Here is a 24,640-nt window from a genome sequence, read left to right as displayed (position 1 = left end):
CAATGGTTTGCCCCGCCTGTTGCCCTCACTTAGCCCCTCGTACTATGCAGGGAAAAATATCACCATCGGCAAGCTCAAGAGTGGAAGTATCCAGCGGTAACGGTTTTAGCAACAGAACTCTTTTATCTAGATACATCATTGCCAGAGAAGACAGAGATAGCTTCCCGGCATGAATCGCACATCTAACAACTGTAAAGCCGCAATTTTCGACGCAAAGATGCTGAAAGCACACGAGGTTACTGTGTAGCTAACGTCGAAATTTCCTGATTCGTGAGGTGGCGTTTAAAGAATAGTGAATAATACTTTTGCATATCCGTTTTGAAGGCCTTCTGCCAATCTGCGTCATCGGGACAGCAATCCAGGGGCATTTATTCACCCAGCGTCCAATTTTTCCGAGTACGGTCAGTGAATCCATGGACGCCGAATCCACCGAGGACAAATCCAGTTGAAAGCGAAGGGCGATGGAGCGAAGACACGCCACCCAGTAATCAATCAAAGCAAAAAACCAACGGTTCCACCAAACAAAGTAGCGTTATCCGCCGCGATATCATTCTCACTGGAAGACGAATGGCTTTTTCAAAATAACGGGCTTCATAACGTTTATAAGGTAGAAAAAAAATCAGGAAGTTCATGGTGAATCTAATGACAGTCCACACACTGAAGACGCCGAATCCGTAGGGCGGTCTTTTCTTCCCCTGTGTCTCTTATGTATTTTCTCAACCGGCTCCCGATGACTTCGAGTTTTCCTCCACAACATGGACAAGGGACCTTTCCATACATGAATTATTGCATTACATATCCACGAAACTTTAAAGATGTTTCTAAAAAAACGTTTTAAAAATAAAAGATAAATAAATTACAGATTATGTATGCCTAGTCAAGAGAAAGATTTTTTTCCTGTGCAATGACAATTAATTATTAGCCCATAATAAGAATTATATAAAAGAAGACAGTGAATCAAAGATAAAAAGGTTTTTAACAAGGATCCCCTTTCTTTGATCCATTTACATATAAAAGAATCGTAATAAGTCCAATATGCATTTTAGTCAGGCTATTGAGAAACATCACCAATTAACTACTAATGAGGTTTCATTAAAAGAACATAAATCAATTTAAATGAATATCTTCCTTATTTGTAATTTTTAAATTAGTAGCACATTATACGTAATTAATGAAATAAAGTAGAGTATTTACCCATTTTATATATAGGTATCAAATAACCGCCATCCGCTGTACAGGTGACGGTTATTTATGGATAAATACCGCTGAACCGACAAACCAAGCAAACTGATTAGGTCATTCCGACAGTGGGAGTCGAATTTAAAGGGGTGAGCGCTTATTTATCAATGGTTTCAGGCCATTTCGCCCCCCCTCCATCTACCCCTCAAAAGAGAAATTGCTTGAGAACTTAATAATCCTTAGCCTCAGGTGGTATGAATGACAAAGTCCCTCCGCGCCCCGTACTGAAATTAAGATAAAGTAAATTATTAATTGAACAGTCATTAAAAGACGACTACTTAGAGTGTACCTAAATTGAAAAAGTAAAATCATTCTACAGGTTGGCAAAAAAATATGGATTGAGGAAGATTGAATTAGAAAGGATTGCGCAAATGCCTGATGAATTTTAGTATGATGTGATTCACTTAGAAACTCGATTATTACGGATAAAAATGGCCGACTCGCGATGAGCCGGCCATTTTTATTAAAAAGTTTTTGATCCGATTCAAGCAAACAGCAGTACAGAAAGATAAACACCCATCAAGGTGATCACCAGAACAGGCAGGGTAATAACAACACCGATTTTAAAATACTGCCCCCACCTGATTTTGACGCCCTTTTCGGACAGTACATGCAGCCACAAAAGTGTCGCTAGCGAGCCGATCGGGGTCATCTTTGGACCGAGGTCGGCGCCGACCACGTTCGCATATACCAGTGCCCGGCGCATCAGACCCGTCATCGGAGTGGCATCGATCGAGAGGGCATTAATCATCACCGTCGGCATATTGTTCATCAGAGCTGAAAGAACAGCAGAAACAAAGCCCATCATCAGCGTTCCGGCGAAGAGTCCGCCTTTTGTCCCTTCCTCAATCACATAGGCAAGCAACTGGATAATTCCCGCATTTCTTAGGCCATAAACCACCACGTACATGCCCAAAGAAAAGAAGACGATTGCCCATGGGGCGCTCTTCAGGATGGCTGTCGTCTGGATAGCCGGGCTCCGGCTGCCAAGGACAAGAAAGATAAAGGCGATCGTAAGCGCGATAAAGGATACCGGAATTTTAAACAGACTGCTGACAAAATACCCGGCAACCAGGATGATCAGGACGAACCAGGAGAGATGAAACATACGGATATCTTTCAATGCGAAAGCAGGATTTTTCAGATCAGACATTGCGTATTGATGCGGCCAGTCCTTTCGAAAATAGAGATACAGAACCGTGACACTGGCAATCAGTGAAAAAACGGTGGGCAGGAACATGTTCAAGGCGTAACGGCTGAACGTGATCCCGAAGAAATCAGCCGAGACAATATTCACCAGGTTACTGACAACGAGCGGAAGCGACGTCGTATCGGCGATGAAGCCGCAGGCAATGACGAAAGGAAAAACGTGTCGTTCGTCGAATTTCAGCGCCCGGACCATGGCCAGAACAATGGGGGTCAGAATCAATGCTCCGCCATCGTTGGCAAACAGGGCAGAGATGAAAGCGCCCAATATAGAAATAAAGATAAACATGCGAATACCGTGGCCTTTGGCTAATCGCGCCATATGTAAGGCGGCCCATTCAAAAAAGCCGATGCGGTCGAGAATTAATGAAATAATGATGATCGCCACAAAAGACAGAGTCGCGTTCCAAATGATCCCGGCCACGGTCCAGACGTCATTCAGGTGAACGACCCCAACCAGTAAAGCAAGCACGGCACCGCCGCAGGCCGACCAGCCGATCGACAGATTTCTCGGCTGCCAGATCACCAGCGTCAGTGTCAGTAAAAAGACAATGATTGCAAAAACCGCAGACATGCCACTTCCCCTTTTCTACTTATTAAAAAAGTCAAAAATAAAGTGGAGCCAGAATAGAGCGTATTCTAGCTCCAACCCGTTTATTCAAGCATGGTTTACTTGTTGCTTAACAGCAGCCGGAAGAGCCACAGCCGCAGGAGCCTCCGTCAATGACCAGTCTTCCCTCATTGACACTGATCGTCAGAGCATTCGTCTGTTGCTGCGCCTGTTCATCCATGATCACGGGAACACCATTAATGACCGTCGTTTGCTCATTTGATTTCTTTGCATCCAGGCCAAAATTCAGCGACACGCCGCAACAGCCCGGTTCGGTAAAAACACGCAGACAATCGCAATTGTAATCCTTCATGCTTTGATTTAACATCTGTTTCGCTTCATCCGTTACTTTCAACATTTTTCTCTTCTCCTTTTTATAGTCTTAAGATTGTTTCAATTCCTGCACATTCAGTCCCTTTTCCAACCAGGGAACGACAACAAAACGGTGTCCTGAATCTTCCGCGATGCGCTTGAACCAGTCCGCTTCTGCTGTTGCCCGTGCTTTCAGTAAGGGATCTTCCGTTTCTGTCATCATTAAGCTCTGATTGATGACCCACCAGGTCGGCGTAATACCGGCACGCGCCAGGTCTTTAGCCAGCCGTTCAGATTCAAACACCGGTGTGGTTTCTGCCAGTGTAACAATGACGACCGCTGTTTCACTGGTATCCTTTAATCGGGGTAACAGACGCTGCACGGAGACAGGGACTTCACCTGCCGAATGAGCAATTTCCCGATGATAAGCCTCTGTGGCATCGAGAAGCAGCAAAGTATGGCCGGATGGGGCCGTATCAATCACAACGATTTCATCATCTGCTTTTTCAACCACATCGGCGAATGCCCGGAAAACCGCGATTTCTTCCGTGCAGGGCGAACGAAGATCTTCTTCCAGATAAGCGAGCCCCTCCTCGTCCAACTGATCTTTCGAGCGATCCAGCACACTTTTTCGATAGTCCTGAACCTCTTTTTTCGGATCAATCCGGCTGACCGTAATCTGTTCATTTTCAAACGAAATAGGATCAAAATGGCCGGCCGGATCGGTTGTTGTCAGATGGACCCGGTTCCCCCGTGCGGCCAGTTCCATAGCAATCTTTCGAGCGACTGTTGTTTTACCAACACCGCCTTTTCCCATCGTAAAGATGATCCGTTGCTTTTTTCTGGCTAGGTCATCAATCAACATTGGGAGTTCAGGGTAACGGGCCCGCTCTTTCTGATGCGTCACCCCTTCATCAGGACAGGATGGTTCCGAGAAAAGTCTGCGGAGGTTCGCAATTCCCGTCATATTGAAGGGGGCGAGAAAAATATCAAAGGACGGAATATTTTGCAGTGCATCCGGGAGATCGGCCAATGCCTGATTCTCGCGTTCAATAAAGGCCTGGGTCAAGGCGTCTTCAACATTCGTCTGTTTCATTCGTCCATTGATCAACAGGTATTGATTCTTCATGCCAATTTTCTTTAGTTCATCAGCTGCCCGGGCAGCCTCCTTGATCGCAGATGTTTCAGGCCGTGTCACCAGCAGCAACAGGGTTCTTGACGGATCCGAAAGGGCCTGAACCGTTTCCAGGTACTGCTTTTTCTTGTCGTTTAACCCAGCAAGAGGACCGAGACAAGAGGCCCCGTGAGTATTCTCGCTGAGAAATCCGCTCCACGCGGTGGGCAGCTGTAAGAGTCGCAACGTATGTCCTGTCGGCGCCGTGTCAAAAATGATGTGGTCAAAAGTTTGGACCATAGATGGATCCGTCAGCATTGAAGAGAAAGCATCAAAAGCCGCAATCTCCACCGTACAACTTCCCGAAAGCTGTTCTTCCATCTGCTTCACGGCCACTTCAGGTAACCGTCCACGATAGGGACCGATGACCCTTTCTCTATAATTGTCGGCCGCTTCTTCCGGATCGAGGTTAGAAACATAAAGACCGGGAACCTCAGAGATTTCCTTAGATGACATCGTTAATGGGACATTAAAAACATCCTGCAGGTTAGAGGCCGGATCGGTACTGATCAGCAGAACCTTCTTTCCCATATCTGCTAAGGCAACAGCCGTCGCACAGGCGGTCGAGGTTTTCCCGACCCCGCCTTTGCCGGTAAAGAACAAAAAGGGTGTCAAATCCATGGATTGAGGATGCAACAAGCGAGACATATCGATCTCCTTCTTTCGCTTACTGGTTAATCACGTTAAGCTTAATCTGGAACTGTTGCTTTTTACTGATTTCATCGACGGATACGGCCGTCCAGCCGGCCAGTTCCTGATTACTTGGATAGCTCCCCTTCTTAACCACTTTTCCATCGCCAACCGTCACCGGAAGGACATCCATGCCTTCAGATGTTAATAGATCCTGGATAGACTGATTGTTGGCAAAAGCGTCCGGATGACTGGTTAAGTTAAAACGTGAAATGTCCACGTTCTGTTTTCTTAAATTGTGCACCGCCCCGGTTATTCTAATTAATTCCGGATCAATGCCGGGTCCGCAGACTCCGGTCGAACAGCACATCGCCGGCTCAAAAATCTGGATCGTCTTCATCTCGACTCATCTCCCTTTAATGATTTAGTGATTGTTCATCCTCCGCAAACTGCTGAATCCGCTTTTCAATGCCATCCCGGACGCGCTGGAACACAGCCCATTTTTCAGCCTCCGTGCCCTGTGCCTTTGCCGGATCATCGAATCCCCAGTGTTCGCGTCTCACCTGGGGAGGCGTCATCGGGCACCGTTCTTCAGCATCGCCGCATAAAGTGACGACCAGATAAGCCTGATTGAGCAGATCTCTGTCGATCCGTTTGGATTTCTGCTGCGAGATATCAATACCCGCTTCTTTCATTGCCTCCACAGCATTTGGATTGAGTCCGTGCGCCTCAATGCCGGCCGAACGGACATCAAATGCTTCGCCCAGATATTTTTTCCCGAACCCTTCGGCCATCTGACTGCGGCAGGAATTGCCCGTGCAGAGAAAGTAAATGATTTTTTTTGTCATATTCCCAATTCCTCCCGGATCTTTTTTTTGCTCACTATTCGATTTCTTGCCGTATATACGAATCAGCAACACTCCGGATTCAGGCACCCCCCCACATTCCGGTCGGGCAGGGATTGAATGATCACAGACACATATCCGGGAAGCTGTTCATTCAGACTGTAATAGACCCAGGTTCCCTGTTTGCGTTCGCGAATGATACCGGCAAGGCGCAGCTTCTTAAGGTGCTGACTCATGGCCGGCTGAGAGACGTTTAATAGGTCGACGAGTTCACAGACGCATAATTCTTGATGCTTCAGATAAGAAAGAATCGTCAGTCGTGTTTTATCGCCCAGAAGCTTTAAAAGGGAAGACATCTCGGTCACATCTTCAATGACGGCATCCAATATATTCACCCCCAACTATATTTCAATATCTTTATATTAAAATACACTTATATATTTTGCAACTAACTTTATCTAAGGCCTTATTATCAGAGCTGTTTTTTTTTTCAATCACATGAACAAGCAGCTGGATCATTCCTGCATTTCTCCAATATACATGCCCAAAGAAAAAGAGACAGGCGCCCATGGCGTGTGCTTCAGGGGAGAATTTTTAGATTGCCACTCCCTACCAAAAACATGGATTAGGGTTTAACGGCCTGAATAGTCGACGATACAATATACTTTTCAATATCTGTTCCCGGGCTCCATTCTTTAATGAATTTTTTGGATTCGTCTTTGGGGCTGATCTCAATTTGTGTAAACCCATTTTGTTCCAGCATGTTCTGGAGATCAGTTATCGAAGAAGCTCCTGACATGCAGCCTGAGTAGGAAACGTCTAAGTCATTCTTTATTTCGGCAGGCAATTCAGCCGTGAGCACAACATCCGAAATTGCAAGCCGTCCGCCTTTTCTTAGTACACGAAAAGCCTCTTTAAATACTTGGGGTTTATCCGGTGAAAGATTAATCACGCAATTCGACAGGATGACATCAACGGACTGATCGGCAACAGGCAAATGTTCAATTTCTCCCAAACGAAAATCAGTATTCGTGATTGATCCCTTAACAGCATTCTGCCGAGCCCTGCTGATCATTTCCGGAGTCATATCCACTCCTATAACCTGACCGGTTTCACCTACCTGACGAGCAGCAAGAAAGCAGTCAAATCCTCCGCCACTTCCCAGATCAAGGACACTTTCACCAGGTTTTAATGAGGCAATAGCCTGTGGATTGCCACAGCCCAAGCCTAAATTAGCTCCTTCAGGTACCGCATTTAATTCTTCAGGAGAGTAGCCAAGCTGTTCAGATACATTGTTACGGTCAACCTGAGTATTACAGCACGCCGCTTCAGAGGAACAGCCACAAGATGGGGCGGAAACATCCTGAATAGCGATCTTTTTATATCGGCTCCGAACGTTTTGCCTGATTTGGTCATTAGATAGTGCCATATTTTCCAACTCCCTTTTATTTAGTCCATTGTTCTCCAAAACCTTTAGCCATCTGACTTAAGAATTTCCGAGGCAGAGATAGTAAATGATTCTTTTGTCAGGTTCACGATTCTTTTTAAGTATTGATTTCCTGGTTGAAATAACGTTTTATAAGTCACGACACACAGCTTAGGCAGAAAAGAACAGTCAGTCGTATCCTCATCGCCCAGAAGCTTTAGCTTAGAAAGAAAACATTTCGGACACGTCTTCAATAACAGCGGCCATATATTCGCCTTCTTTTATATATCGATATTTTTATATTAAAACACGCTTATATATTTTGCAACTAACTTGAACTTATTATTGAAGTTGTTAATACCTCTATCCGATTTCCCCTGCGCATTTGTTCTACTACAGGGACAATCACATAAAAATGCCGATAACAAAGGAGCTGAAGCAATTATCCAAATACAAGTTGTTATACGCCGGTGTGGGGTCGAATATATCAGATATATACCTATTTTATAGAGCTTTTAACATACCTTGTACAAAATTTGTGTAAAATACTAAGTAGAAAAAATAGATCAAAAGCATTACCTCCCTACGACCTATAATTATTCCACGAGAATGATACTGATTCCCTGAAGGGACAGACAATTCAATATATCTTTAATAAAGATTCATAAACATCAGAGGGGAATTGTTGTCGTTTCATTTTTTCTTAACTCAATTCCATCTTACAAGCAGTTGGATTTTCCTTAACAACTGCTTGCAGGGTCGGCTGCCATAGAGAATGCCCGGTACTCCATTCAATATAATGCACTTTGACTGTCAGCAGCGGCTTCAGCCAACAGATGTTTTTCTTTTCCCGAAAATTAACAAAGAGGGTATGCTCGTCTTTCAGGCGAGCAGCCCGTTCTGCAAAAAGCTGCCACTCCTCTGCAGGCAACTTTCCAAGTCAGCAGTGACCAATATAGACAAGTTGATCTTTCGTGTTATAAGGCCCCAGCAGAATTGAATGGACGTTGCTCTCCCCGTAGGAGAGGCCACCCACAATAGCAACGACATCTTTATAGTTTTTGATCTTTCGCCAGTTCGCATTTTGATGCCCGATCCAATAGGAACTGTCGATTTTTTTCACGACAATTCCCTCCATGTCCATTGCCGAACCTTATTGAACAGATCATGACTATTGGCATAATTAGGAGTCAGCTGTATATTCTTCTGATGGAGTGAGCATTTTTCTAAGTATGTCCAAACGCCTTTTCCCGTTATAGTAAAGAAGATCAAAGACCCTGTAGTAGACTGGCATGTTCTCCATAGTCAAACTTATTCGATCCGCTTTGCGTATACTATTCCGTTTCATAGATTTCTGAAAAAAATCGAATCGTTTTCACTGACCGCATACCATTATTTCCAAAGCCAAGGTCTTCATTAGTCACACTTTCCATGGCCTGGACAAAAAGTATCTCCATGTATCTGGATAAATTCTGTTATCGATTCAATCGTCTCCTGTTGCGCGACAGCAAAGTTACCTATAATGAGCTAACGGCATAATCAGATAACGTTTTTTAAAGGGTTCAGAGTGAAGGAATGTCATCTCCGGGTTTCTCCAAGTAATACACGGGCACTCTCATTTTACATAAAAAATAGGATGAAGAAAACCAAAGACCAATTTGACGATAAAGTAATAAGAATAAAAGGGTATTTATAGCGTAATGAGTTCGAAATTCTTGCGAAGAAAGGGATATTGTAAGGTTAAAAAAAATAGAAAGGCACATATTTGTTAACTAAAATCATTGATATGTTGACATATATCATCTTCCTTTCTAAAATTAAAAATGTATCTAATTCAATAAGAGCATAGAGAAATATTAAAGAACTCATCGATATGATTGTTTGTTACTGCTCTGGCAACGATCAGCGTCAATCTTTGGCAAATCGTTGCGACCAATGTGTCCATTATCATTCTCTATCTGACCGACACCCCATAGGTATAGCTGACAATATTTTTGGATCAGCTACTCTGAAAATGAGTGAGTTTTAAATTCATGGAGTTGTATTTAAGGCGTTTATGGTTGCCGTGTTTGCTGTTAAGCTGCATGAGCGGATCCGTGCCATCGGTAAAACATCTTTAGATCAGGAAATAGGAAGCTGCCGGGGGGAAATGAAAATCTCATGAATATCACAGAGACTTATAAAAGCTCGGCTGAAAAATGGCCGGAAAAAACGGCGATATATGATCAGAACGGCCGCCTGAATTATCGTGAATGGGACGCAGCTGTTTCGCATGCAGCGGAATGGCTCGAGGGCTGCGAAGATACGGATAACCATCGTGTCGGGTTCTTGCTTGGAAATAACCGATCTTGTCTGATTATGTTCGCAGCAACGGCTAAAATTGGCTGGACAGCTGTTCCTCTTGATCCGCGATGGGCACGTTCAGAATTAGATGCAAAAGTCCGTTTAGCCGGATTAAAACTGATCATCACTGAACCTGCTTGGACGGACAAATGCAGCTTTACATCCGTTCATATCGCAACTGCTATCGAAATTCAGAAAACTGCGATCCGCTCCGCAATGGGATATGAATCAAAGGAAGACGATCAGCCTTTTTTCTTTGGATTTACATCAGGATCTTCGGGCGAACCAAAGGGTTTTGAACGTTCACAGGACTCCTGGGTACATAGTTTTGATTGTAATTGTCGTGATTTGCAATGGACTTCTGATGAACGTATTCTTGTTGCCGGATCGCTTTTCAATACGCACTTTCTCTATGCGGCGGTCTGCGGATTGTATCTTGGCGCTTCTGTTATCCTTCTGCCGGCTTTTTCCGCAGATATATGCCTGAGGTTGATGGAAAAGTTCCTTCCTAGCCAGATTGTGGTTGTTCCAGCTATGCTTGAATCACTGCTTGCTGAAAAAAGGTCCTGGCTCGGTCATTTTCACTGGGTCTGTTCCGGAGCAAAATGTGCAGTCGCTACAAAAATAAACATCGCCAGTCTTTTTCCAAACAGCCTGCTCGATGAATTTTACGGAGCTTCAGAGCTGAGCTTTGTGACGCTATGCCGGCAGGAAGAAAATGCACCTGCCGATTCGGTCGGACGTCCGTTTTTCAATGTTTCAGTGGCCATCCGTGGGAAAATAATTCCTGGATTCAGGACAATCGTCCCGGGGAGATTTATGTCAGGGGGCCGCTTCTCTTTGATCACTATGTGACAGCCTCCGGAAATACAGAACTGCCTCAAATCGAAGGTTGGGTGACAGTCGGTGACATTGGCAGTCTGGATCCGGACGGATACCTGTATATTATCGGGAGAAAAAACGGAATGATCAATTTTGGCGGATTGAATATTTTCCCCGAGGAGATTGAAAATGTGCTGAAGAATTGTCCCGGAGTGGAACACGCGGCGGTGCTGGGCCTGCCGGATTCTCACTGGGGCGAAGTGGTCGTCGCATTTATCCAGATGAAAAGAAGAGTTCACGCGGATAAAAAAAGACTAAAACATGAATGCCTCAGATGCCTGACCCCTTATAAAGTGCCGCGGCTCTGGTTTTTTCCGGAAAAGATGCCTTATACAGCGGGTGGAAAAATTGATAAACAGTTGCTGGGCAGACGACACAAGGAGGCAGCCAATTGGAAGAAGCAGTGATTGTCCGTGCCAAACGAACACCGATATACAAGAAAAACGGGCGCTTCGGCCACTTAGGCGTACATGAATTGCTCTCCCCTTTACTCCGGGCAGTCGGTGGCGACGTGGTTTCTCTGATTGATGATGTGATTATCAGCAATGCGGTCACACCGGGTGGAAACGTAGCCCGGTTGGCAGCACTTCATGCCGGCTTTCCCGAAACCGTGCCGGGAATCACACTTGACAGGCAATGCAGCGGCGGTTTGGATGCTGTCCGCTTTGCTGCCGCGTTGATTGAGAGTGGAATGGGTCATTGCTATATTACCGGAGCTGCAGAAAGTCCCAGCACAGTACTAAGGCCGCGGGCAATGTTCTCAACGCCTGAAATTGGCGATCCCGACATGACTGAGGCTGCAGAGAATGTGGCCCGCCGGTATCGAATCTCAAGGAAAGAACAGGATGCGTATAAGGTCCGATCCTTTGAACGGGCATGGTGCAGCTGGAAACAGGGCTTTTTTAAACGATGCATTGTTCCCGTAACAGGTTGTGCCTCAGATGAAGCTTTTAAAAGAAAAAGACCGATGCAACGTTTAGTTGAGAGAGCCCGACCGCTTAAAGCCGGCGGTACAGTAACGGCAGCAAATAGTAGCGGTATTCATGACGGCGCTGCTGTGTTGCTGATTATGAGCAGGAGTCTGGCCCGGAAATTATCCCTTACGCCGGTACTCACAATCATTTCAGGTAATACTGTCGGTTTTTCACCGCTCCTTCCATCAATCGGTCCGGTAAAAGCTTTGTCGGAACTTATGGATAAGCAGCACATGGTTCCTGCCGATCTGGACCGAATTGAAGTCACCGAAGCCTTCGCCGTTAAAATTGTAGCGGCAATAAAGCTTCTGCATTTGCAGGAAGAGCAGGTGAACTGCCATGGCGGCGCATTAACGATCGGCCACCCTTTCAGTGCGTCAGGGATCATACTTTGCATCCATCTTTTTTATCAGGCACTAGAAGAACATCTTTCATATGTCGCTGCAGCAACAGGAAGTGGCGGCGGTGTCGGAACTTCTCTTCTTTTCCATGGCATATAATGGAGCAGTTCGGCCCTTATATAATTTCGGGAATCTGATGTGAGTTATTAGAACATGAAACACAGGAGGAATTCTACGGATTGAAAAGAAGATAGAATTGAGTCAGCTAAAAACGGAACAAATCCAATGGCTCTTGCAGAAATGAAAAGCGGTTTACGCGGTCATAGGCGATCAGCGCACGGAGAAAAATGGATGACATACTTAGAAGCTGAGCAGGCGAAGCAAAAGGCATTGAAATAAAGCATTTTTAAACATATCGCAAAATTCGCGCAAAAATATATATTTTTTTCAATCTCTCTGATTACTTGTCTCTCAATTTCCTGCAAACGGTCTATTAACTGATACCGTCTATCAGTGGGGTCTCCAACAAAGGCCAACCGCCCAAACCAAGCGTAAATACCGTCCAAGTCTGCATTTCTATCATGGCTCAACTGACGGCCGAACGTATCAAACTGGTATGCAGTGCTGGCTGCAGCGCTGAAAGCGTAATCCCCATGCTGCGTGACAGCCCCGCTTCAATGCGTCGCTGCAGCATGAGTCATTGATTGTCCGTTTAATTAGTAGCACAGTATTCATGACTAATGAAATAAATAGGGGTATTTACCCATTCTTTATGTAAATAAGATACTAAAAAGCGATAAACACTCCTTATCCGTACAATAAAGATGTGTTTATCGCTTAATTAAAAGATACAGTAATTTCTCTAAACTGTATTTGTGGCTTCAACGCAGTAGCGTCGAATTGCGCAACAATTTTTAAGCGTTAGTCTTTACATATTTGATTTATGACAATAAAGTTCTTTCCCGAACAATAAAGTTGTTTACTCCACGGTAAAGTTGTTTCCTGAAAAATCGTTTATTGCACAGTAGAATACTTAAGAAATGGAAATAATTATTATAATTTTTAACAGTTTGGCTTATTAATTCATCCTTCCAATGTAAATCAATCCATTAGAACGGTGACCATTCATAGTTGTATAAACTACTTTCTCATACTCCAAATCTTCAAAAGCATCAATCCACTCTTTGACACGTTCATCATTATGGTGTCTCAAAATAGCCCCTTCTGGCAACTCAAATACTCCATATGTTTTATATTTGTCTTTATATTTTTTATAACGGGTTAAAATTCTCTCGTCATCGTTTAATAAAAAGTCATTAATATAAATAATACCATTGGGTTTTAAGACTCTCTTTATCTCATTTAGAATCGAGTCTTGTTCCTGATCTTTATAAACACAGGTGAGGACAGCAAGTAATAATACAGCATCAATGGAATTATCCTCGAAAGGTAATTTAATAGTCTCCCTTCCAGTAACAAAAAAAGGAGGAAAAAACAAAATGGCTAAAACATCTTTAGTTATTAAGCATAGTAGAGAACAGAAGTATCATGTAAGATCATATACACACTGTGAACGCTGTGGCCGTCCGCATTCGGTACTCAGGAAATTCAAATTATGCAGAATTTGTTTTCGTGAGCTTGCCTACAAAGGACAAATTCCCGGCGTTCGGAAGGCAAGTTGGTAATCATCATCCCTCAATTATTAAGGGACTTTTTATTGCATTGTTATGCAGGACTGCGAATTAATGAACCGCTTTGCAAACCTTAGTTGCTGCTCTACATATCACCTCGTCAAAAAAGTGATTTCTGATACCCGTCCGTGCAGCCACCGGGTTGATCTACAACGTTTCCTTCCATATTACCCCTGCCTCCCCTTCGCATGCTTCGTTCGCCTTATTCGATCGCTCAGCATCTCGTCGTACAAGGGATTTCTCTTTATCAGCTGATTCGCTCCTGCCATCGACAAAACAGACTATTTCATTCATCCATGTATCCCCCTTCATGATCACTTGTCCACTCATATTGTGTATTATCAAGTGAAAGGAGGTGTTCTCTTGGGATACGATGATGGATCTAGTAGCGGCTATAGTGGAACTAGCATGAACTTTGCTCTGATTGTTGTGCTATTCATTCTGTTGATTATTGTCGGCACTGCTTTCGTGTATTAAGAACAAATGCCGTATCCATAGCCATAGGTAACCCCATACGGGCCTCCCCCTCCTACAAAGAGCATCCTGACCCGGATGCTCTTTTGATTTGCTTCTCACCATTTTCTCTCCTTAACCTCTTTCCAATCGTTATGCAACCACGTATTCGATACGGCCTTGCTAGTACAAACGCTTCCTTCTACTTTAATGACTAACTGACCAACTTTACTTATATGTATTAGTCTTTAAATAACTAGTAGCACATTGTTTATGATTAATGAAATAAAGTAGGGGTATTTACCCACATATTTGCTTATGTTAATGACATGGGTAGTATTCTCAAGCATTTTTTTCAGTGTTAAGGAGAATGTATTACGTAAATCACTTTATGCTAATTTGCCCGAAGTGATCGCTTAAGGAAATGCGCGGTGGAAATTGTAAGCTTCCACCGCGCATTTTCGCCATATAATCAGTTATCGCAAAATCCCACAAGAAGGGCAGCCAAAGACGCTAAAGTACCCTGAATATTTGCTACAATTATCAAAAATAATAAACGTAACAAAATACCCGCGATCGCCAGTTGTTTCGCCGTTCTTTCTAGTTTCCGATGCACACCCGTCTTAATTCATGATCGCATAAAAATATCCGTAAAATTTCTCCATGTGGATAGGACCGTTATCCAATTTTTTGAGGGAGCTCGGGCGACTTGTATTATCAGAGTTCTTCCGGTATTTCCAGACTACTCGGGCTGCTCAGCGTCTTCTTCTCAATTCTATCATTTTCTGCTGTACTTGCTCTAGAGTGTGTTTTCAAACTACCAAAGATAAGTAATATCTGGTAATCTTTTCTTTATGAAGAGACGATACGAACTACGCGACGATCCATGGGAACACCTTAAACTTATTATGCCACCTGAACGTAAGCCGCAGGGAGGCCGACCGACGAAAGACAACCGACACATGCTAAATGCCATGCTTTGGGTTGTTCGATCGGGCGCTCCCTGGCGTGATTTACCGGACGATTATGGCCCCTGGCCATCCGTCTTCTATACGCGCTTTCGACGTTGGGAAAAAGCCGGCCTGTTTGACCCCATGCTGGAATGCCTTTCTGCTGATCCTGATGAAGAAAGCGTCATGATTGAGGCCTCTATCATCCGTGTGCACCAGCAGGGTGCGAGCGCGAAAGGGGGCAACACTTTCAGGCAATCAGGCACTCCAGAGGCGGACTGACGTCCAAAATTCACGCGGTGGCTGACGCGCTTGGCCATCCGCTCCTGTATCGGATCACGGCCGGGAACAGCAATGACTGGGTGACGGGCTACGAAATCCTCGACACGCTGGATCTTGAGAACAAGCAGGTCATAGCGGACCGCGGTTACGACACGGATCGCATTTTAACCCTTCTGAAGGATAAACAAGCGCATTCAGTCATCCCTAGCCGCAAGTGCCGTACCGTTCAACGCCCGACGGATGGGTGGCTGTTTAAAGAACGTCACCTGGTGGAAAATCTGTTTAACCAGTTGAAACATAATCGCCGGTTGGCTACGCGCTACGATAAGTTGGTACGCACTTTCACCGCCTTTTTAAAGCTTGCTTCTGCCTTGATTTGGTTAGCCTAGGGTTTGAAAACACACTCTAGGGGGTAGAACATTTGTCCCCAATTCTTCCACTGCACAAACTTCAATTTAGAGTATGCAAAGTTTTACGTTCACCCCTTTGTTAAATAGGAAGGATAGCCCACATGCTAATCCATCCTGTTTTGATACAACCCTTTACTTTACAACATGGGTCGTATACGCATTCTGCCATCAACAAACAAATCAATGGCGGTACCCCCAAGTCATCCATCCGAAACAGTCAGTAACGAAATTCCCAAGTAATTTACATATAGTACCTTCCCATTTGAACAATGTTGGATTTCCCATCAATTATGTTAACCGTTTTAAGAAACGCTTCATCATGGGCTGAACGCGTACACCACCATCAACAAATAACTCGACGGCATTAATACCGAGATTATCGAGTAAAAAGAGTATCGTCTGTGCTACACCCTCTGTATGGGTGATTCGTTGTGTAGGTGTCTTTGCAACAGCCTTCTCTATGAAGTCCGGCGAGTTTTCCCATGCAGGCGTGTCGCCAACCAAACCAGGGTGGACAGAATTTACTCGAAAACGTGCGTTTTTCAGACATCAGCTTGAAATTGATAGCGATCAGCCGTTGCGGGAGGTCTCTGGCTTAAGTCATGCCCAGAATGCCCAAGGGCTGGTCGGTCATGATGATCCCAGTGGCCCGTCAGAACGTCTGCGACGACGAGAGGTTCTTCACGCTCTACTAAGCGATGCGTGACGTCCAGGCCGGGATCAACGAGGGCGTCGAACAGCCCGCCCTCCTGGCGCTCCTCCCGCCGGTCACCGGCGCCCACGTGGTCGATCTTCACTTTGCGTGACCTCGACACGGGCGTTTCGCCGGGTGGCGGGCACCTCACAGGGGACGCTCCGGCCGTTGCCGGCGACGGACCTAGCGCTCGTCCGGGAGCCTAAGCGCGTCGGGGTTGAGCCTCTCCAGCATGCGAGTCATGATCTCGCGCGCGGTTGCCTGCTGTCCGGGGTCGAGAGCGGCGAGTATGTCGTCGGTGACACAGCTGACGATCTCATCGGCGCGCGATGCCTCTTGCCTACCGCCGGGGGTCAGGCTGAGGCGCTTGATACGCTTGTCCGTCGTGGACGGGGCCGCCTGGACCAGGCCGCTTGAGATGAGGCCCTTGATGGCCGTCCCTATCGACTGGGGCGTTATCTTGGTGCGGCGCGCGATGTCAGCCACGGTGAGGTCCGGGCTGAGGCGGAGAATGATCAGCGCCAGGCTCTGTGCGCCGGACAGGCCCAGTCGGCGTACGTCGCGCTCCACGCGCGCTGCTACCGCCTGCGCAAGCTGCCATGCGAGGTAGGCGATCTGCTCGGTCGGGTTCTGTGTCATGAAACATTCCTCCAAAGATAACTTGCAAGTTTTATTCTAATTATGCTACAATGAGCCCGTCAGGTCAACTGGCCCGCACCAACCATCTCAGGAAAAGGAAGGTCATGCAGATCATGCAGAACAAAATCGCTCTGGAAGAGCACTACGAGATGTTCGTCGATACCACGGTAATGAACCTCCTGGCGGAAAGCGAGGGCTTCGACCCGGATTACCTCGCGGATGTCACACGCAGGGCGCAGGACATCGACATGCGGGTGGAGGAGATGGACCGCAACGGCATCGGCACGATGATCCTGTCGCCGTCGCCACCCGGTCCTGAAATGGTCACCGACGCCGGCCGGTCCGTGGATCTGGCCCGCAGGATGAACGACCACGCCGCGAACCTCGTCGCCAAGTACCCGGCCCGGCTGCGGGCGTTCGCCGCCGTCCCGCTACAGGATCCGGAGAAGGGCGCTGACGAACTCGAACGGGCTGTCCGGGACCTGGGCTTCGTCGGTGCCCTGATTAACGGCTTCAGCAACATCGGGGACGAGGACACCGCGCTGTACCTCGACGAACCGCAAGTGGAACCGTTCTGGGCGCGCGTGGAACAGCTCGGCGTCCCGGTCTACCTGCATCCCCGGCCGCCGCTGCCGAGCATGCGGCGGGCCTACCAGGGCTACCAGGGCCTGAACGGCTCGGCGTGGGGTTTCAATGTCGAAACCGCTACCCACGCGCTGCGGCTGATGCTGTCCGGCCTGTTCGACCGTCATCCCGGCGTTAACGTCATCATCGGGCACATGGGCGAGATGCTCCCGTTCCAGCTGCCCCGGGTAGACCACCGGCTGCGGCACCTGCGTCCCGGCACCCACGGCAACCACCAGAAGCTCCTGACGGAATACCTGCGGACCAACTTCTACATCACCACCGCCGGCGTGTTTCAGACCTCGACCCTGCTGAACGCGCTGCAGGAGGTCGGCACCGACCGCGTGCTGTTCTCGGTGGATACCCCGTGGGAATCGGCGGACGAGACCTGCCCGTGGTTCGATACCTGCCCTATCAGCGAAAACGACCGGTGGAAAATCGGCAGGACCAATGCCGAACAACTCTTCGGTTTCAAGCATGTTAAGTCCCACGGTGAATGACCCCGGATTTCTCACAATAGATGGTCGCGTACGATCCGTAAAACACTCGAGTTTCGGAAGAAACCCGAGTGGCAGAAACGGAAGCCTAGGCGACACCCAACTGGCCGCGTTGGCGGGCCAGCGCGCATCGGATTGCAACGTGCGTCGGCGAGTCATCTTACCACGCCGCATAGGGGTACAGCCGACATAAAATAAGATAAGGCCACTTGTTGGATATTTATTCCAACAAGTGGCCTATTTTTACATGTGTCTCGGCTGTACCCGTAATTTGATACAAAGAGTGCTTCAATACAAAAAAACCCCTGTTTTCACGCTCAGAGACTTTTTTACGTATAGCATCAAGGGTTTTTAATATGCCTTGTGCAAAATTTGTGTAAAAAAATACTGAGTAGAAAAAATAGATGCAGAGAAAAGACCCGTGCAAAGGTATTATGGGAGGGAATCCCGTTCGGCACTCAAGAAAGCTTTCGAACCATTCTTTGCGGGCATACCTGAATTCTTCCATATCGGTAAATGAATCGATCGCACAAATAGTTGCGGTCAACGCAATGTTTAAGATATCAATCAGGTTATGACGTAAATGATTCCCGCTACGCGGATCAGGAATGTCAGAAAGATGGTCAATCAAATGTTTTGTCATGGGCGCAGGTCTCCTATTACGGCCTTTTCTTCACATTTTACCGTTTTTTGGAAGAATATCCCTCACTTTTTAAATGCGTAAGCCATGACAGTCGGGTATATAAAGGTACGGTCGTAGTCCCGCATGGTGCAGCCTTTTCCCCTACAGACAGTCATCGATTGGGACCAGCCAATGACCACAACAATTTTATAGCTAATGATTTAAAAATCAATAGCACTGTCTTTATGATTATTGAAATAAAGTAGAGTATTTACCCATATTTGCAAAATTGATTGCATCATTTTTCTTGCACGGTTGCCTGATCACCGCGGAGGGCACCGCTTGTAGCATTTTCAATGGAAATTCGATCATTCCTATGATACACTCACTCATGCAGCATAAACATAACAGACTATTCACAATCAGTGAAGCAGTGTTATCTCAAAAGTGGTGAAATGATGTCAAATTCTATAATTACAGAAAGAGCGCTCGCCGAATCGTTAAAAAAACTGATGCAGCGCTATCCTGTCAATAAAATCCATGTCCAGATGATCACGGACGACTGCAAACTGACGCGACATACCTTTTATAACCATTTCCAGGATATTTACGAATTGCTTGGTTGGATCTATGACCACGAAGTGATCGAGGATCTTGAAAAATGCTGTAACCTGGCCCACTGGAAAGATGGAATTCTTTTAGTGCTGCAATACACGGTCGAAAACCGCAAAATCTGTCTGAACACTTTTCATTCCCTGGGCCGAGACCATCTGAAGTCCTTTGTATATCATGTGTTTAACCACGTGCTGGCTGGGATTATTGCGGACATTACGCAAAATATCCATGTGGACGAGAAGTCAAAAAAGGATGCCGCAGATTTTTACGCCAATGCGATTATGGGAATTTTTATAGCCTGGTTGAAACAAAATTTGAAAAGGGAGCCGACTGTGATCGCGGACTGGGTTGATAAAATGGTGAAAGGAAACCTTGTTCGTCTGATGAACCAATGCGCGAAGTCGTAAATCATTAAAAATTGCACATTATAAGGTATCTGTACATTTTTTGCACAGATACCTTTTCTGTTCATTGAAAAGGCTTCATAAAAGAATTATCTTGAAATCGTAAGATATAGAAAGGTGGTACAAGTCATGAACAACTATCAAAGGATCAATCCAAAGGCCCCTGAAAATATTGAGAAAAGAAAGGCTTATCTGATCGGTGGCGGTATCGGAAGCCTGTCGGCTGCAGCTTTTTTGATTCGAGACGCTCATATGCCGGGCAAGAACATCCATATTCTTGAGCAACTTGATGTTGCAGGCGGATCCATGGACGGTGCCGGAACTGCGGAAACCGGGTATACCGCGCGTGGTGGGCGCGAAATCGAAGCGCATTTCGAGTGCTTTATGGATCTGTTCGGCTCTATCCCGTCAATCAAAGATCCCGACAGGAGCGTACTGGATGAATTCCATGAGCTGAATCTGGAAGAACCGATCGAATCTCATTGCCGGATTGTCAGCCATCAGGGACAGAAAGAGGATTTCTCAAACCTTGGCCTTTCCAGGGAAAATGCAATGGAACTGGCAAGGCTGCACCTATTGACTGAGGAAAAACTGGGCGACACCACGATTGAACAATATTTCAGCCCCAGCTTTTTTGAAACGAATTTTTGGTTCTTCTGGGCGACCATGTTCGCCTTTGAAAAATGGCATAGTGTCGTCGAGGTCAAACGATATGAAGAGCGATTCATGCACCTCATCGGCGGCTTGAACCGCCTGAAAGGAATCCTGCATACAGAATATAATCAGTACGATTCTCTTATTCTGCCTCTGATCATCTGGCTGAAAAGCAACGGTGTGAACGTTGAGCTTGATTGCAGTGTCATAGACATTGATTTCAATTTTTCGAATAACGAAAAAATGGCTACCGCTATCCACTATAACAGCAGCGGCAAGCCCGGAACAATCAGCGTAAAAAGGGATGACCTGGTACTGTTTACAAACGGTTCTATGACGCAGAATACCACAAGGGGTGACATTGATCACCCGGCTATATTGAATCGCTCTGAGGATAAAGGCTGTTTCTCTGTCTGGGGAAAAATTGCAAAGAAATCTCCCGATTTTGGACATCCGGAAAAATTCTGTACCGATATAGATAAAACCAAATGGTTGTCTTTCACCATTACTCTCAAGGATGACGATATCGTGTTTCCCCATCTGTTGACGCTCACGGGCGACAAACCAGGAATGGGCGGCCTTGTTACTATCAAGGACTCCAACTGGTTTATGAGCTGGGTTGTTCCTAAGGACCCTCATTTTATCAATCAGCCAGAAAACGTCAAAGTCCTTTGGGCTTACGCGCTGAATTTGGATGTTGAGGGAAATTATGTCCATAAGACGATGTCCGACTGCACAGGCCGTGAAATGTTTGAGGAGCTCTTGTACCACATGGGACTCAAAGATAAAATTCCTGAAATTCTGTCCCACACAGTCAATGTTATCCCGAGTATGATGCCCTATATCACCTCGCAATTCATGCCTCGTGTCGCCGGTGATCGGCCGAATGTCGTACCCGCCGGAAGCAAAAACTTTGGCTTCATCGGGCAATACGCTGAGATCCCGCACGACTGTGTGTTCACCGTGGAATATTCCGTTCGCGGAGCCATGATGGCGGTCTATAAGCTGATGGGGCTTGAGAAAGAGATTGACCCTGTATATCCGAGCCAGTATGACGTACGGGTCCTGATGAACGCAGCGAAGACCTGCCTAGGCTTAGACAAGGTTCCGCTACAGGATGTATCGCTCGGCCAGCTGCTAAAAGACACAGAGCTTGCGGATCTGTTGATGTCGTGACCCTTATTGGTTCGATGTTTTAATACAATACCGCTCATGCTTTCCCTTGTGAATTTTTGATTTTATCAGGCTTTTTCAACAGACTGCCTGTACCGGAAAAAGAAGCCGTCTCAACAAAAACCTCTTAAATCGAGAAGAAGGAAATCAATGATTTCCTTCTTTCTATAACAGAATACGCACGGTTCGTATACAACGGTTCCTTAATTGACATGCAGGCGCTCATACCGCTGGAGTCAGTCTTTCTGGCCCTCAGTGGATGAGCGTTTTGCCTGGAACAGCCCAGTGCATCGTTTCGCTCTGAGAACGGACAGTAAACCCTTTTGGCTTGTCGACAATTTTAGTGCTTCCGCCATGGTTCAAGCCAAATCAGCAAGCAGTAGCGTGTAAATTAGCTGGCGGAAAAGATGATTCTGCCATTAGAGAAAAACGAAAATAGTAAAATATGGAATCAAACATTGGATGCGTATGTCCCGAAGAACGTCACAAAGATTTACTCCTCAGAGCTGAGCCTATGACGGCCTGATTCACTTTTTGGGCACGTGCGGAAAAGTTCCCGCTCTCAGTTTTCGAATTAATGGCAGGTAGTATTTCCGAACCTGGCTTTCCAGCTAAAATAAAAAGCTGCTGCAAGTCAAATTATAATCTTTTGTGGATTATAATCAGCTATTTAAGGCAGCTGGTAGAAACGCTCAACTATTTCATGAGTTTATATAAACCTATTAAAAAACAGCACATTCTCGAATAAATACCTACCCATAAATTTTAATTACTATCCAATCACTGATGACAAAGTTAACAAAATCAATGTAATGAATGCTGGAAATCCCTGCTTCCATAATATGGATTTTGGAGAAGTCAATGGATCCATATATGGCTGCAATCACGATACAGATTACAAAAAACATAACAAGCGGGAATTGTGCTGCTCTAGGGGCAAAAAACATCCCCCAAATGATTCCTACAGCCAGGAAACCATTATATAAGCCTTGATTTTTAAATAGTGTTTTTACCCGATAGTCTTGTAGAAAATCTCGATCTAATGCAAATGTTCGCTGAGCCACCTCATTCGAAGAATAGAACATTTCAAGACTCATGATAAATAAATGCTCTAGGGCGACTACAAAAGCGATAATATAAGCTATTGTTGTAAGCATATCTTTCCCTTTCTTAATTTACTTTTTAGCGGAGCTACCAATTACTTGATCAACTTGATTCCATGAAACAACGCGTTCTATTGGAAGTCGCACACTTTCATGGGCTGGCTTCGATGCCTTGCCGATAGAAATAAACATAATCGGTACGTAGCGTTCAACGTCTATACCCAATGTCTCCATGACTTCTTTACGTTCAAATCCTCCTATTGGATTGGTATCATAGCCGTGTGCCTTCGCAACCAACATGAATTGCATAGCGACTAATCCGCCGACGATTAAAGTGTTTTCGCGTATTTTCTGCTTCGTCATTTTGGAAAATGCATCCTTCAAATAGCTCATATAATAATCTTTAACGTCCTGAGGCATCAGGTTTTGTTCAACAGCTGACGAAAAAATTTCATCAGCATAATCTATATGATTCATATCCCCTAAGACTAAGATCATCGCCGACGATGTATTCAGTTGCCGTTGATTAAAACGGACAAGTGATTTTAAACGTTCCTTTCTTTCATCGACAACAACAAAACGCCAAGGCTGTAGATTCACCGATGAAGGAGCTTTTGTTGCTTCACGAAGCATCTCCAGCATTTCTTCACGAGGAATTTTAAACGAAGAATCATACTCCTTTACTGAATGACGTTCTTGAAGTACTTTAAAAAAATCAATCTTATTTGGTGTTTGCATGATCCTTGCTCCTTATTCTTTGAGAAATATGTTCAATGAATTGAGACGTGGCAATAATTTGCTCATTAGTCAAATCAGCTAATAGCTGGTTTTGAAATTGTTCTTTAACTCTCTCCAACCGAATCAATTCCTGCTGTCCTTTTTTAGTCAGCGTGAGCATCATCAGACTCTTTCCCTTGCTTTCCCTTTTCCTGTTTACCAACTCTTCTGCTTCCATTCTTTTCAAATGTCGTGTAACTGCAGCGGCATCAAGTTTAATCCGATCAATTAATAGCGTCTGGGTTATCTCGCCAAGCAAATGGATATGAAATAAGATCTCAAGTTTTGTCAGACTGGTGCATGTTAATTTTTCAAAGGATCGATCAATTTCTTTACTCACTAAATGTAATCGATAAAACAATTCATCTGCCTCAGTACACTTTCTAATCATTCTCACCTCCAATCGCTAATTGATGCATCAATTGATGCATCAATAATGTACCCATTAAATTACTTCATGTCAACAAAATGGTAGTTTAAACAAAAATTATTTCATTTGCAACAGCCAAACATTATTTTTGGCCTATAATAGTGCATTTTTTTTTCAGTTTCTCGATTAACCACAATGAGGATTCACTAAAAGAACATAAATCCATTTAGATGAGTATCTTCTTATTTGTAGTTTTTAAATTAGTAGCACAGCATTAATGATTAATGAAATAAATAGGGGTATTTACCCATATTCTATGTAAACTTATAGTATAGCTTGCTAAAAAAGCAATAAAACACTTATTCTTTACAATTTAAAAAATATGAAAACCTTATTGTTATTGACGCTTGATTTTGACCGAAAGCTGACGGAATTGCCCGTCCATTCATTGCCGGATATAATGTCCGTAGGACGTTATATTCGGCAATTATTTTTTAGAAAGGAAAGAGGACATCCTTGTTTGTGTAAACGCGACTTCACACAAGAGATGTCCTCTCACTCAACTCGTGATTATTATATCAGACTACCAGTTGATTGATAAGCCACAAAAGGGCGTTTTTAGTTAAGAGTACGGAGAAAGTTCCCTGTCCTTGTTGCGGAGGACAACTCAAAGTGATCGGGAGTCGGCCAAGAAAATACA

General features: G+C 45.1%; 25 protein-coding genes, 1 pseudogene and 1 riboswitch. Of the genes and pseudogenes, 9 read left to right on the top strand and 17 right to left on the bottom strand.

Going from position 1 to position 24,640, the window contains the following annotated elements:
* Positions 1-639 precede the first annotated feature (639 nt).
* The 10 genes from Q6A92_RS20230 to Q6A92_RS04885 form a co-directional block, all read right to left on the bottom strand.
* Positions 640-780, bottom strand: a complete 141-nt coding sequence (locus Q6A92_RS20230; RefSeq protein ID WP_443029687.1) for a DUF6431 domain-containing protein — start codon at positions 778-780, stop codon at positions 640-642.
* A gap of 943 nt (positions 781-1,723) precedes the next feature.
* Positions 1,724-3,019, bottom strand: a complete 1,296-nt coding sequence (locus Q6A92_RS04925; protein ID WP_332237252.1) for an arsenic transporter — start codon at positions 3,017-3,019, stop codon at positions 1,724-1,726.
* A 106-nt stretch (positions 3,020-3,125) separates the two neighbouring features.
* A complete protein-coding gene (locus Q6A92_RS04920) occupies positions 3,126-3,413 on the bottom strand; it encodes an iron-sulfur cluster biosynthesis family protein (RefSeq protein ID WP_274402174.1) in 288 nt (95 codons plus the stop codon).
* Positions 3,414-3,437: 24 nt separating this feature from the next.
* On the bottom strand, positions 3,438-5,189 hold the full coding sequence (arsA, locus tag Q6A92_RS04915) for an arsenical pump-driving ATPase (RefSeq protein ID WP_332237251.1): 1,752 nt from the start codon (positions 5,187-5,189) through the stop codon (positions 3,438-3,440).
* Between the two features lie 19 nt (positions 5,190-5,208).
* Entirely contained in the window at positions 5,209-5,571 is a 363-nt protein-coding gene (gene arsD, locus Q6A92_RS04910; protein ID WP_332237250.1) for an arsenite efflux transporter metallochaperone ArsD, read from the bottom strand.
* A gap of 16 nt (positions 5,572-5,587) precedes the next feature.
* On the bottom strand, positions 5,588-6,019 hold the full coding sequence (gene arsC, locus Q6A92_RS04905) for an arsenate reductase (thioredoxin) (RefSeq protein WP_332237249.1): 432 nt from the start codon (positions 6,017-6,019) through the stop codon (positions 5,588-5,590).
* Between the two features lie 62 nt (positions 6,020-6,081).
* Positions 6,082-6,402: an ArsR/SmtB family transcription factor gene (locus Q6A92_RS04900; RefSeq protein ID WP_332237248.1), complete on the bottom strand. Its 321-nt coding sequence runs from the start codon at positions 6,400-6,402 to the stop codon at positions 6,082-6,084.
* Between the two features lie 239 nt (positions 6,403-6,641).
* Positions 6,642-7,445 (bottom strand): arsenite methyltransferase, encoded by an 804-nt coding sequence (locus tag Q6A92_RS04895; protein WP_332237301.1) that lies wholly within the window; start codon positions 7,443-7,445, stop codon positions 6,642-6,644.
* A 700-nt stretch (positions 7,446-8,145) separates the two neighbouring features.
* Positions 8,146-8,373, bottom strand: coding sequence for a hypothetical protein (locus Q6A92_RS04890; protein ID WP_274402180.1), 228 nt, complete (start codon positions 8,371-8,373; stop codon positions 8,146-8,148).
* Between the two features lie 9 nt (positions 8,374-8,382).
* Positions 8,383-8,586, bottom strand: a complete 204-nt coding sequence (locus tag Q6A92_RS04885; RefSeq protein ID WP_332237247.1) for a hypothetical protein — start codon at positions 8,584-8,586, stop codon at positions 8,383-8,385.
* Positions 8,587-9,602: 1,016 nt separating this feature from the next.
* On the opposite strand from Q6A92_RS04885, the gene Q6A92_RS04880 reads away from it, so the two are divergent.
* From Q6A92_RS04880 to Q6A92_RS04870, 3 genes are all read left to right on the top strand, one after another.
* Entirely contained in the window at positions 9,603-10,640 is a 1,038-nt protein-coding gene (locus tag Q6A92_RS04880) for an AMP-binding protein (protein WP_332237246.1), read from the top strand.
* A 110-nt stretch (positions 10,641-10,750) separates the two neighbouring features.
* Positions 10,751-11,074, top strand: coding sequence for an AMP-binding enzyme (locus Q6A92_RS04875; protein WP_332237245.1), 324 nt, complete (start codon positions 10,751-10,753; stop codon positions 11,072-11,074).
* Positions 11,059-12,141 (top strand): acetyl-CoA C-acyltransferase, encoded by a 1,083-nt coding sequence (locus Q6A92_RS04870; RefSeq protein WP_332237244.1) that lies wholly within the window; start codon positions 11,059-11,061, stop codon positions 12,139-12,141. The genes Q6A92_RS04875 and Q6A92_RS04870 overlap by 16 nt, the downstream gene beginning before the upstream one ends.
* Before the next feature lie 919 nt (positions 12,142-13,060).
* On the opposite strand, the gene Q6A92_RS04865 is transcribed toward Q6A92_RS04870, so the two are convergent.
* Positions 13,061-13,480 (bottom strand): methyltransferase domain-containing protein, encoded by a 420-nt coding sequence (locus Q6A92_RS04865; protein WP_332237243.1) that lies wholly within the window; start codon positions 13,478-13,480, stop codon positions 13,061-13,063.
* Between the two features lies 1 nt (position 13,481).
* Between Q6A92_RS04865 and Q6A92_RS04860 the strand changes: the two genes are divergently transcribed.
* From Q6A92_RS04860 to Q6A92_RS20225, 3 genes and pseudogenes are all read left to right on the top strand, one after another.
* Positions 13,482-13,667, top strand: a complete 186-nt coding sequence (locus Q6A92_RS04860; RefSeq protein WP_332237242.1) for a type Z 30S ribosomal protein S14 — start codon at positions 13,482-13,484, stop codon at positions 13,665-13,667.
* Positions 13,668-14,036: 369 nt separating this feature from the next.
* On the top strand, positions 14,037-14,150 hold the full coding sequence (locus Q6A92_RS04855) for a YjcZ family sporulation protein (RefSeq protein ID WP_443029686.1): 114 nt from the start codon (positions 14,037-14,039) through the stop codon (positions 14,148-14,150).
* A gap of 841 nt (positions 14,151-14,991) precedes the next feature.
* A pseudogene (locus Q6A92_RS20225) lies at positions 14,992-15,744 on the top strand (transposase); the annotation flags it as partial.
* Positions 15,745-16,056: 312 nt separating this feature from the next.
* On the opposite strand, the gene Q6A92_RS20220 reads toward Q6A92_RS20225, so the two are convergent.
* Entirely contained in the window at positions 16,057-16,314 is a 258-nt protein-coding gene (locus Q6A92_RS20220; protein ID WP_443029690.1) for an SDR family oxidoreductase, read from the bottom strand.
* Between the two features lie 331 nt (positions 16,315-16,645).
* Positions 16,646-17,101, bottom strand: coding sequence for a MarR family winged helix-turn-helix transcriptional regulator (locus tag Q6A92_RS04840; protein WP_332237240.1), 456 nt, complete (start codon positions 17,099-17,101; stop codon positions 16,646-16,648).
* A 104-nt stretch (positions 17,102-17,205) separates the two neighbouring features.
* Between Q6A92_RS04840 and Q6A92_RS04835 the strand changes: the two genes are divergently transcribed.
* Complete coding sequence (locus Q6A92_RS04835; RefSeq protein ID WP_332237239.1) at positions 17,206-18,225, top strand: amidohydrolase family protein; 1,020 nt, start codon at positions 17,206-17,208, stop codon at positions 18,223-18,225.
* A 217-nt stretch (positions 18,226-18,442) separates the two neighbouring features.
* Here the strand turns inward: Q6A92_RS04835 and Q6A92_RS04830 are convergent, their stop codons facing one another.
* The gene (locus Q6A92_RS04830) at positions 18,443-18,865 is read right to left on the bottom strand and encodes a transposase family protein (RefSeq protein ID WP_332237238.1); all 423 of its coding nucleotides are present in this window, start codon (positions 18,863-18,865) and stop codon (positions 18,443-18,445) included.
* A gap of 437 nt (positions 18,866-19,302) precedes the next feature.
* Between Q6A92_RS04830 and Q6A92_RS04825 the strand changes: the two genes are divergently transcribed.
* Together Q6A92_RS04825 and Q6A92_RS04820 are read left to right on the top strand one after the other, a co-directional pair.
* On the top strand, positions 19,303-19,866 hold the full coding sequence (locus tag Q6A92_RS04825) for a TetR/AcrR family transcriptional regulator C-terminal domain-containing protein (RefSeq protein ID WP_332237237.1): 564 nt from the start codon (positions 19,303-19,305) through the stop codon (positions 19,864-19,866).
* 126 nt (positions 19,867-19,992) lie between these two features.
* On the top strand, positions 19,993-21,693 hold the full coding sequence (locus Q6A92_RS04820; protein WP_274402112.1) for an oleate hydratase: 1,701 nt from the start codon (positions 19,993-19,995) through the stop codon (positions 21,691-21,693).
* 636 nt (positions 21,694-22,329) lie between these two features.
* Positions 22,330-22,427, bottom strand: a riboswitch (purine riboswitch).
* Between the two features lie 15 nt (positions 22,428-22,442).
* Here the strand turns inward: Q6A92_RS04820 and Q6A92_RS04815 are convergent.
* The 3 genes from Q6A92_RS04815 to Q6A92_RS04805 are packed head-to-tail and all read right to left on the bottom strand — an operon-like array spanning position 22,443 to position 23,961.
* Positions 22,443-22,847, bottom strand: coding sequence for a DUF1304 domain-containing protein (locus Q6A92_RS04815; protein ID WP_332237236.1), 405 nt, complete (start codon positions 22,845-22,847; stop codon positions 22,443-22,445).
* An 18-nt stretch (positions 22,848-22,865) separates the two neighbouring features.
* The gene (locus Q6A92_RS04810) at positions 22,866-23,531 is read right to left on the bottom strand and encodes a nitroreductase family protein (RefSeq protein ID WP_332237235.1); all 666 of its coding nucleotides are present in this window, start codon (positions 23,529-23,531) and stop codon (positions 22,866-22,868) included.
* The gene (locus Q6A92_RS04805) at positions 23,515-23,961 is read right to left on the bottom strand and encodes a MarR family winged helix-turn-helix transcriptional regulator (RefSeq protein ID WP_332237234.1); all 447 of its coding nucleotides are present in this window, start codon (positions 23,959-23,961) and stop codon (positions 23,515-23,517) included. The genes Q6A92_RS04810 and Q6A92_RS04805 overlap by 17 nt, the downstream gene beginning before the upstream one ends.
* Positions 23,962-24,640 lie beyond the last annotated feature (679 nt).

Origin of the sequence: Sporolactobacillus sp. KGMB 08714 (genome assembly GCF_036598985.1) — a bacterium.
GTDB lineage: Bacteria > Bacillota > Bacilli > Bacillales > Sporolactobacillaceae > Sporolactobacillus.
Note: the sequence above shows the minus strand (reverse complement) of the source record. Positions and strands in the feature narration are given on the sequence as shown.

What these genes read in the sequence shown, in the direction of transcription:
- Q6A92_RS20230 (WP_443029687.1), bottom strand. Translation starts at nt 780, where the DNA reads ATGTATGGAAAGGTCCCTTGTCCATGTTGTGGAGGAAAACTCGAAGTC.
- Q6A92_RS04925 (WP_332237252.1), bottom strand. Translation starts at nt 3,019, where the DNA reads ATGTCTGCGGTTTTTGCAATCATTGTCTTTTTACTGACACTGACGCTG.
- Q6A92_RS04920 (WP_274402174.1), bottom strand. Translation starts at nt 3,413, where the DNA reads ATGTTGAAAGTAACGGATGAAGCGAAACAGATGTTAAATCAAAGCATG.
- arsA (WP_332237251.1), bottom strand. Translation starts at nt 5,189, where the DNA reads ATGTCTCGCTTGTTGCATCCTCAATCCATGGATTTGACACCCTTTTTG.
- arsD (WP_332237250.1), bottom strand. Translation starts at nt 5,571, where the DNA reads ATGAAGACGATCCAGATTTTTGAGCCGGCGATGTGCTGTTCGACCGGA.
- arsC (WP_332237249.1), bottom strand. Translation starts at nt 6,019, where the DNA reads ATGACAAAAAAAATCATTTACTTTCTCTGCACGGGCAATTCCTGCCGC.
- Q6A92_RS04895 (WP_332237301.1), bottom strand. Translation starts at nt 7,445, where the DNA reads ATGGCACTATCTAATGACCAAATCAGGCAAAACGTTCGGAGCCGATAT.
- Q6A92_RS04885 (WP_332237247.1), bottom strand. Translation starts at nt 8,586, where the DNA reads ATGGACATGGAGGGAATTGTCGTGAAAAAAATCGACAGTTCCTATTGG.
- Q6A92_RS04880 (WP_332237246.1), top strand. Translation starts at nt 9,603, where the DNA reads ATGAATATCACAGAGACTTATAAAAGCTCGGCTGAAAAATGGCCGGAA.
- Q6A92_RS04875 (WP_332237245.1), top strand. Translation starts at nt 10,751, where the DNA reads ATGATCAATTTTGGCGGATTGAATATTTTCCCCGAGGAGATTGAAAAT.
- Q6A92_RS04860 (WP_332237242.1), top strand. Translation starts at nt 13,482, where the DNA reads ATGGCTAAAACATCTTTAGTTATTAAGCATAGTAGAGAACAGAAGTAT.
- Q6A92_RS04840 (WP_332237240.1), bottom strand. Translation starts at nt 17,101, where the DNA reads ATGACACAGAACCCGACCGAGCAGATCGCCTACCTCGCATGGCAGCTT.
- Q6A92_RS04835 (WP_332237239.1), top strand. Translation starts at nt 17,206, where the DNA reads ATGCAGATCATGCAGAACAAAATCGCTCTGGAAGAGCACTACGAGATG.
- Q6A92_RS04830 (WP_332237238.1), bottom strand. Translation starts at nt 18,865, where the DNA reads ATGACAAAACATTTGATTGACCATCTTTCTGACATTCCTGATCCGCGT.
- Q6A92_RS04825 (WP_332237237.1), top strand. Translation starts at nt 19,303, where the DNA reads ATGTCAAATTCTATAATTACAGAAAGAGCGCTCGCCGAATCGTTAAAA.
- Q6A92_RS04820 (WP_274402112.1), top strand. Translation starts at nt 19,993, where the DNA reads ATGAACAACTATCAAAGGATCAATCCAAAGGCCCCTGAAAATATTGAG.
- Q6A92_RS04815 (WP_332237236.1), bottom strand. Translation starts at nt 22,847, where the DNA reads ATGCTTACAACAATAGCTTATATTATCGCTTTTGTAGTCGCCCTAGAG.
- Q6A92_RS04810 (WP_332237235.1), bottom strand. Translation starts at nt 23,531, where the DNA reads ATGCAAACACCAAATAAGATTGATTTTTTTAAAGTACTTCAAGAACGT.
- Q6A92_RS04805 (WP_332237234.1), bottom strand. Translation starts at nt 23,961, where the DNA reads ATGATTAGAAAGTGTACTGAGGCAGATGAATTGTTTTATCGATTACAT.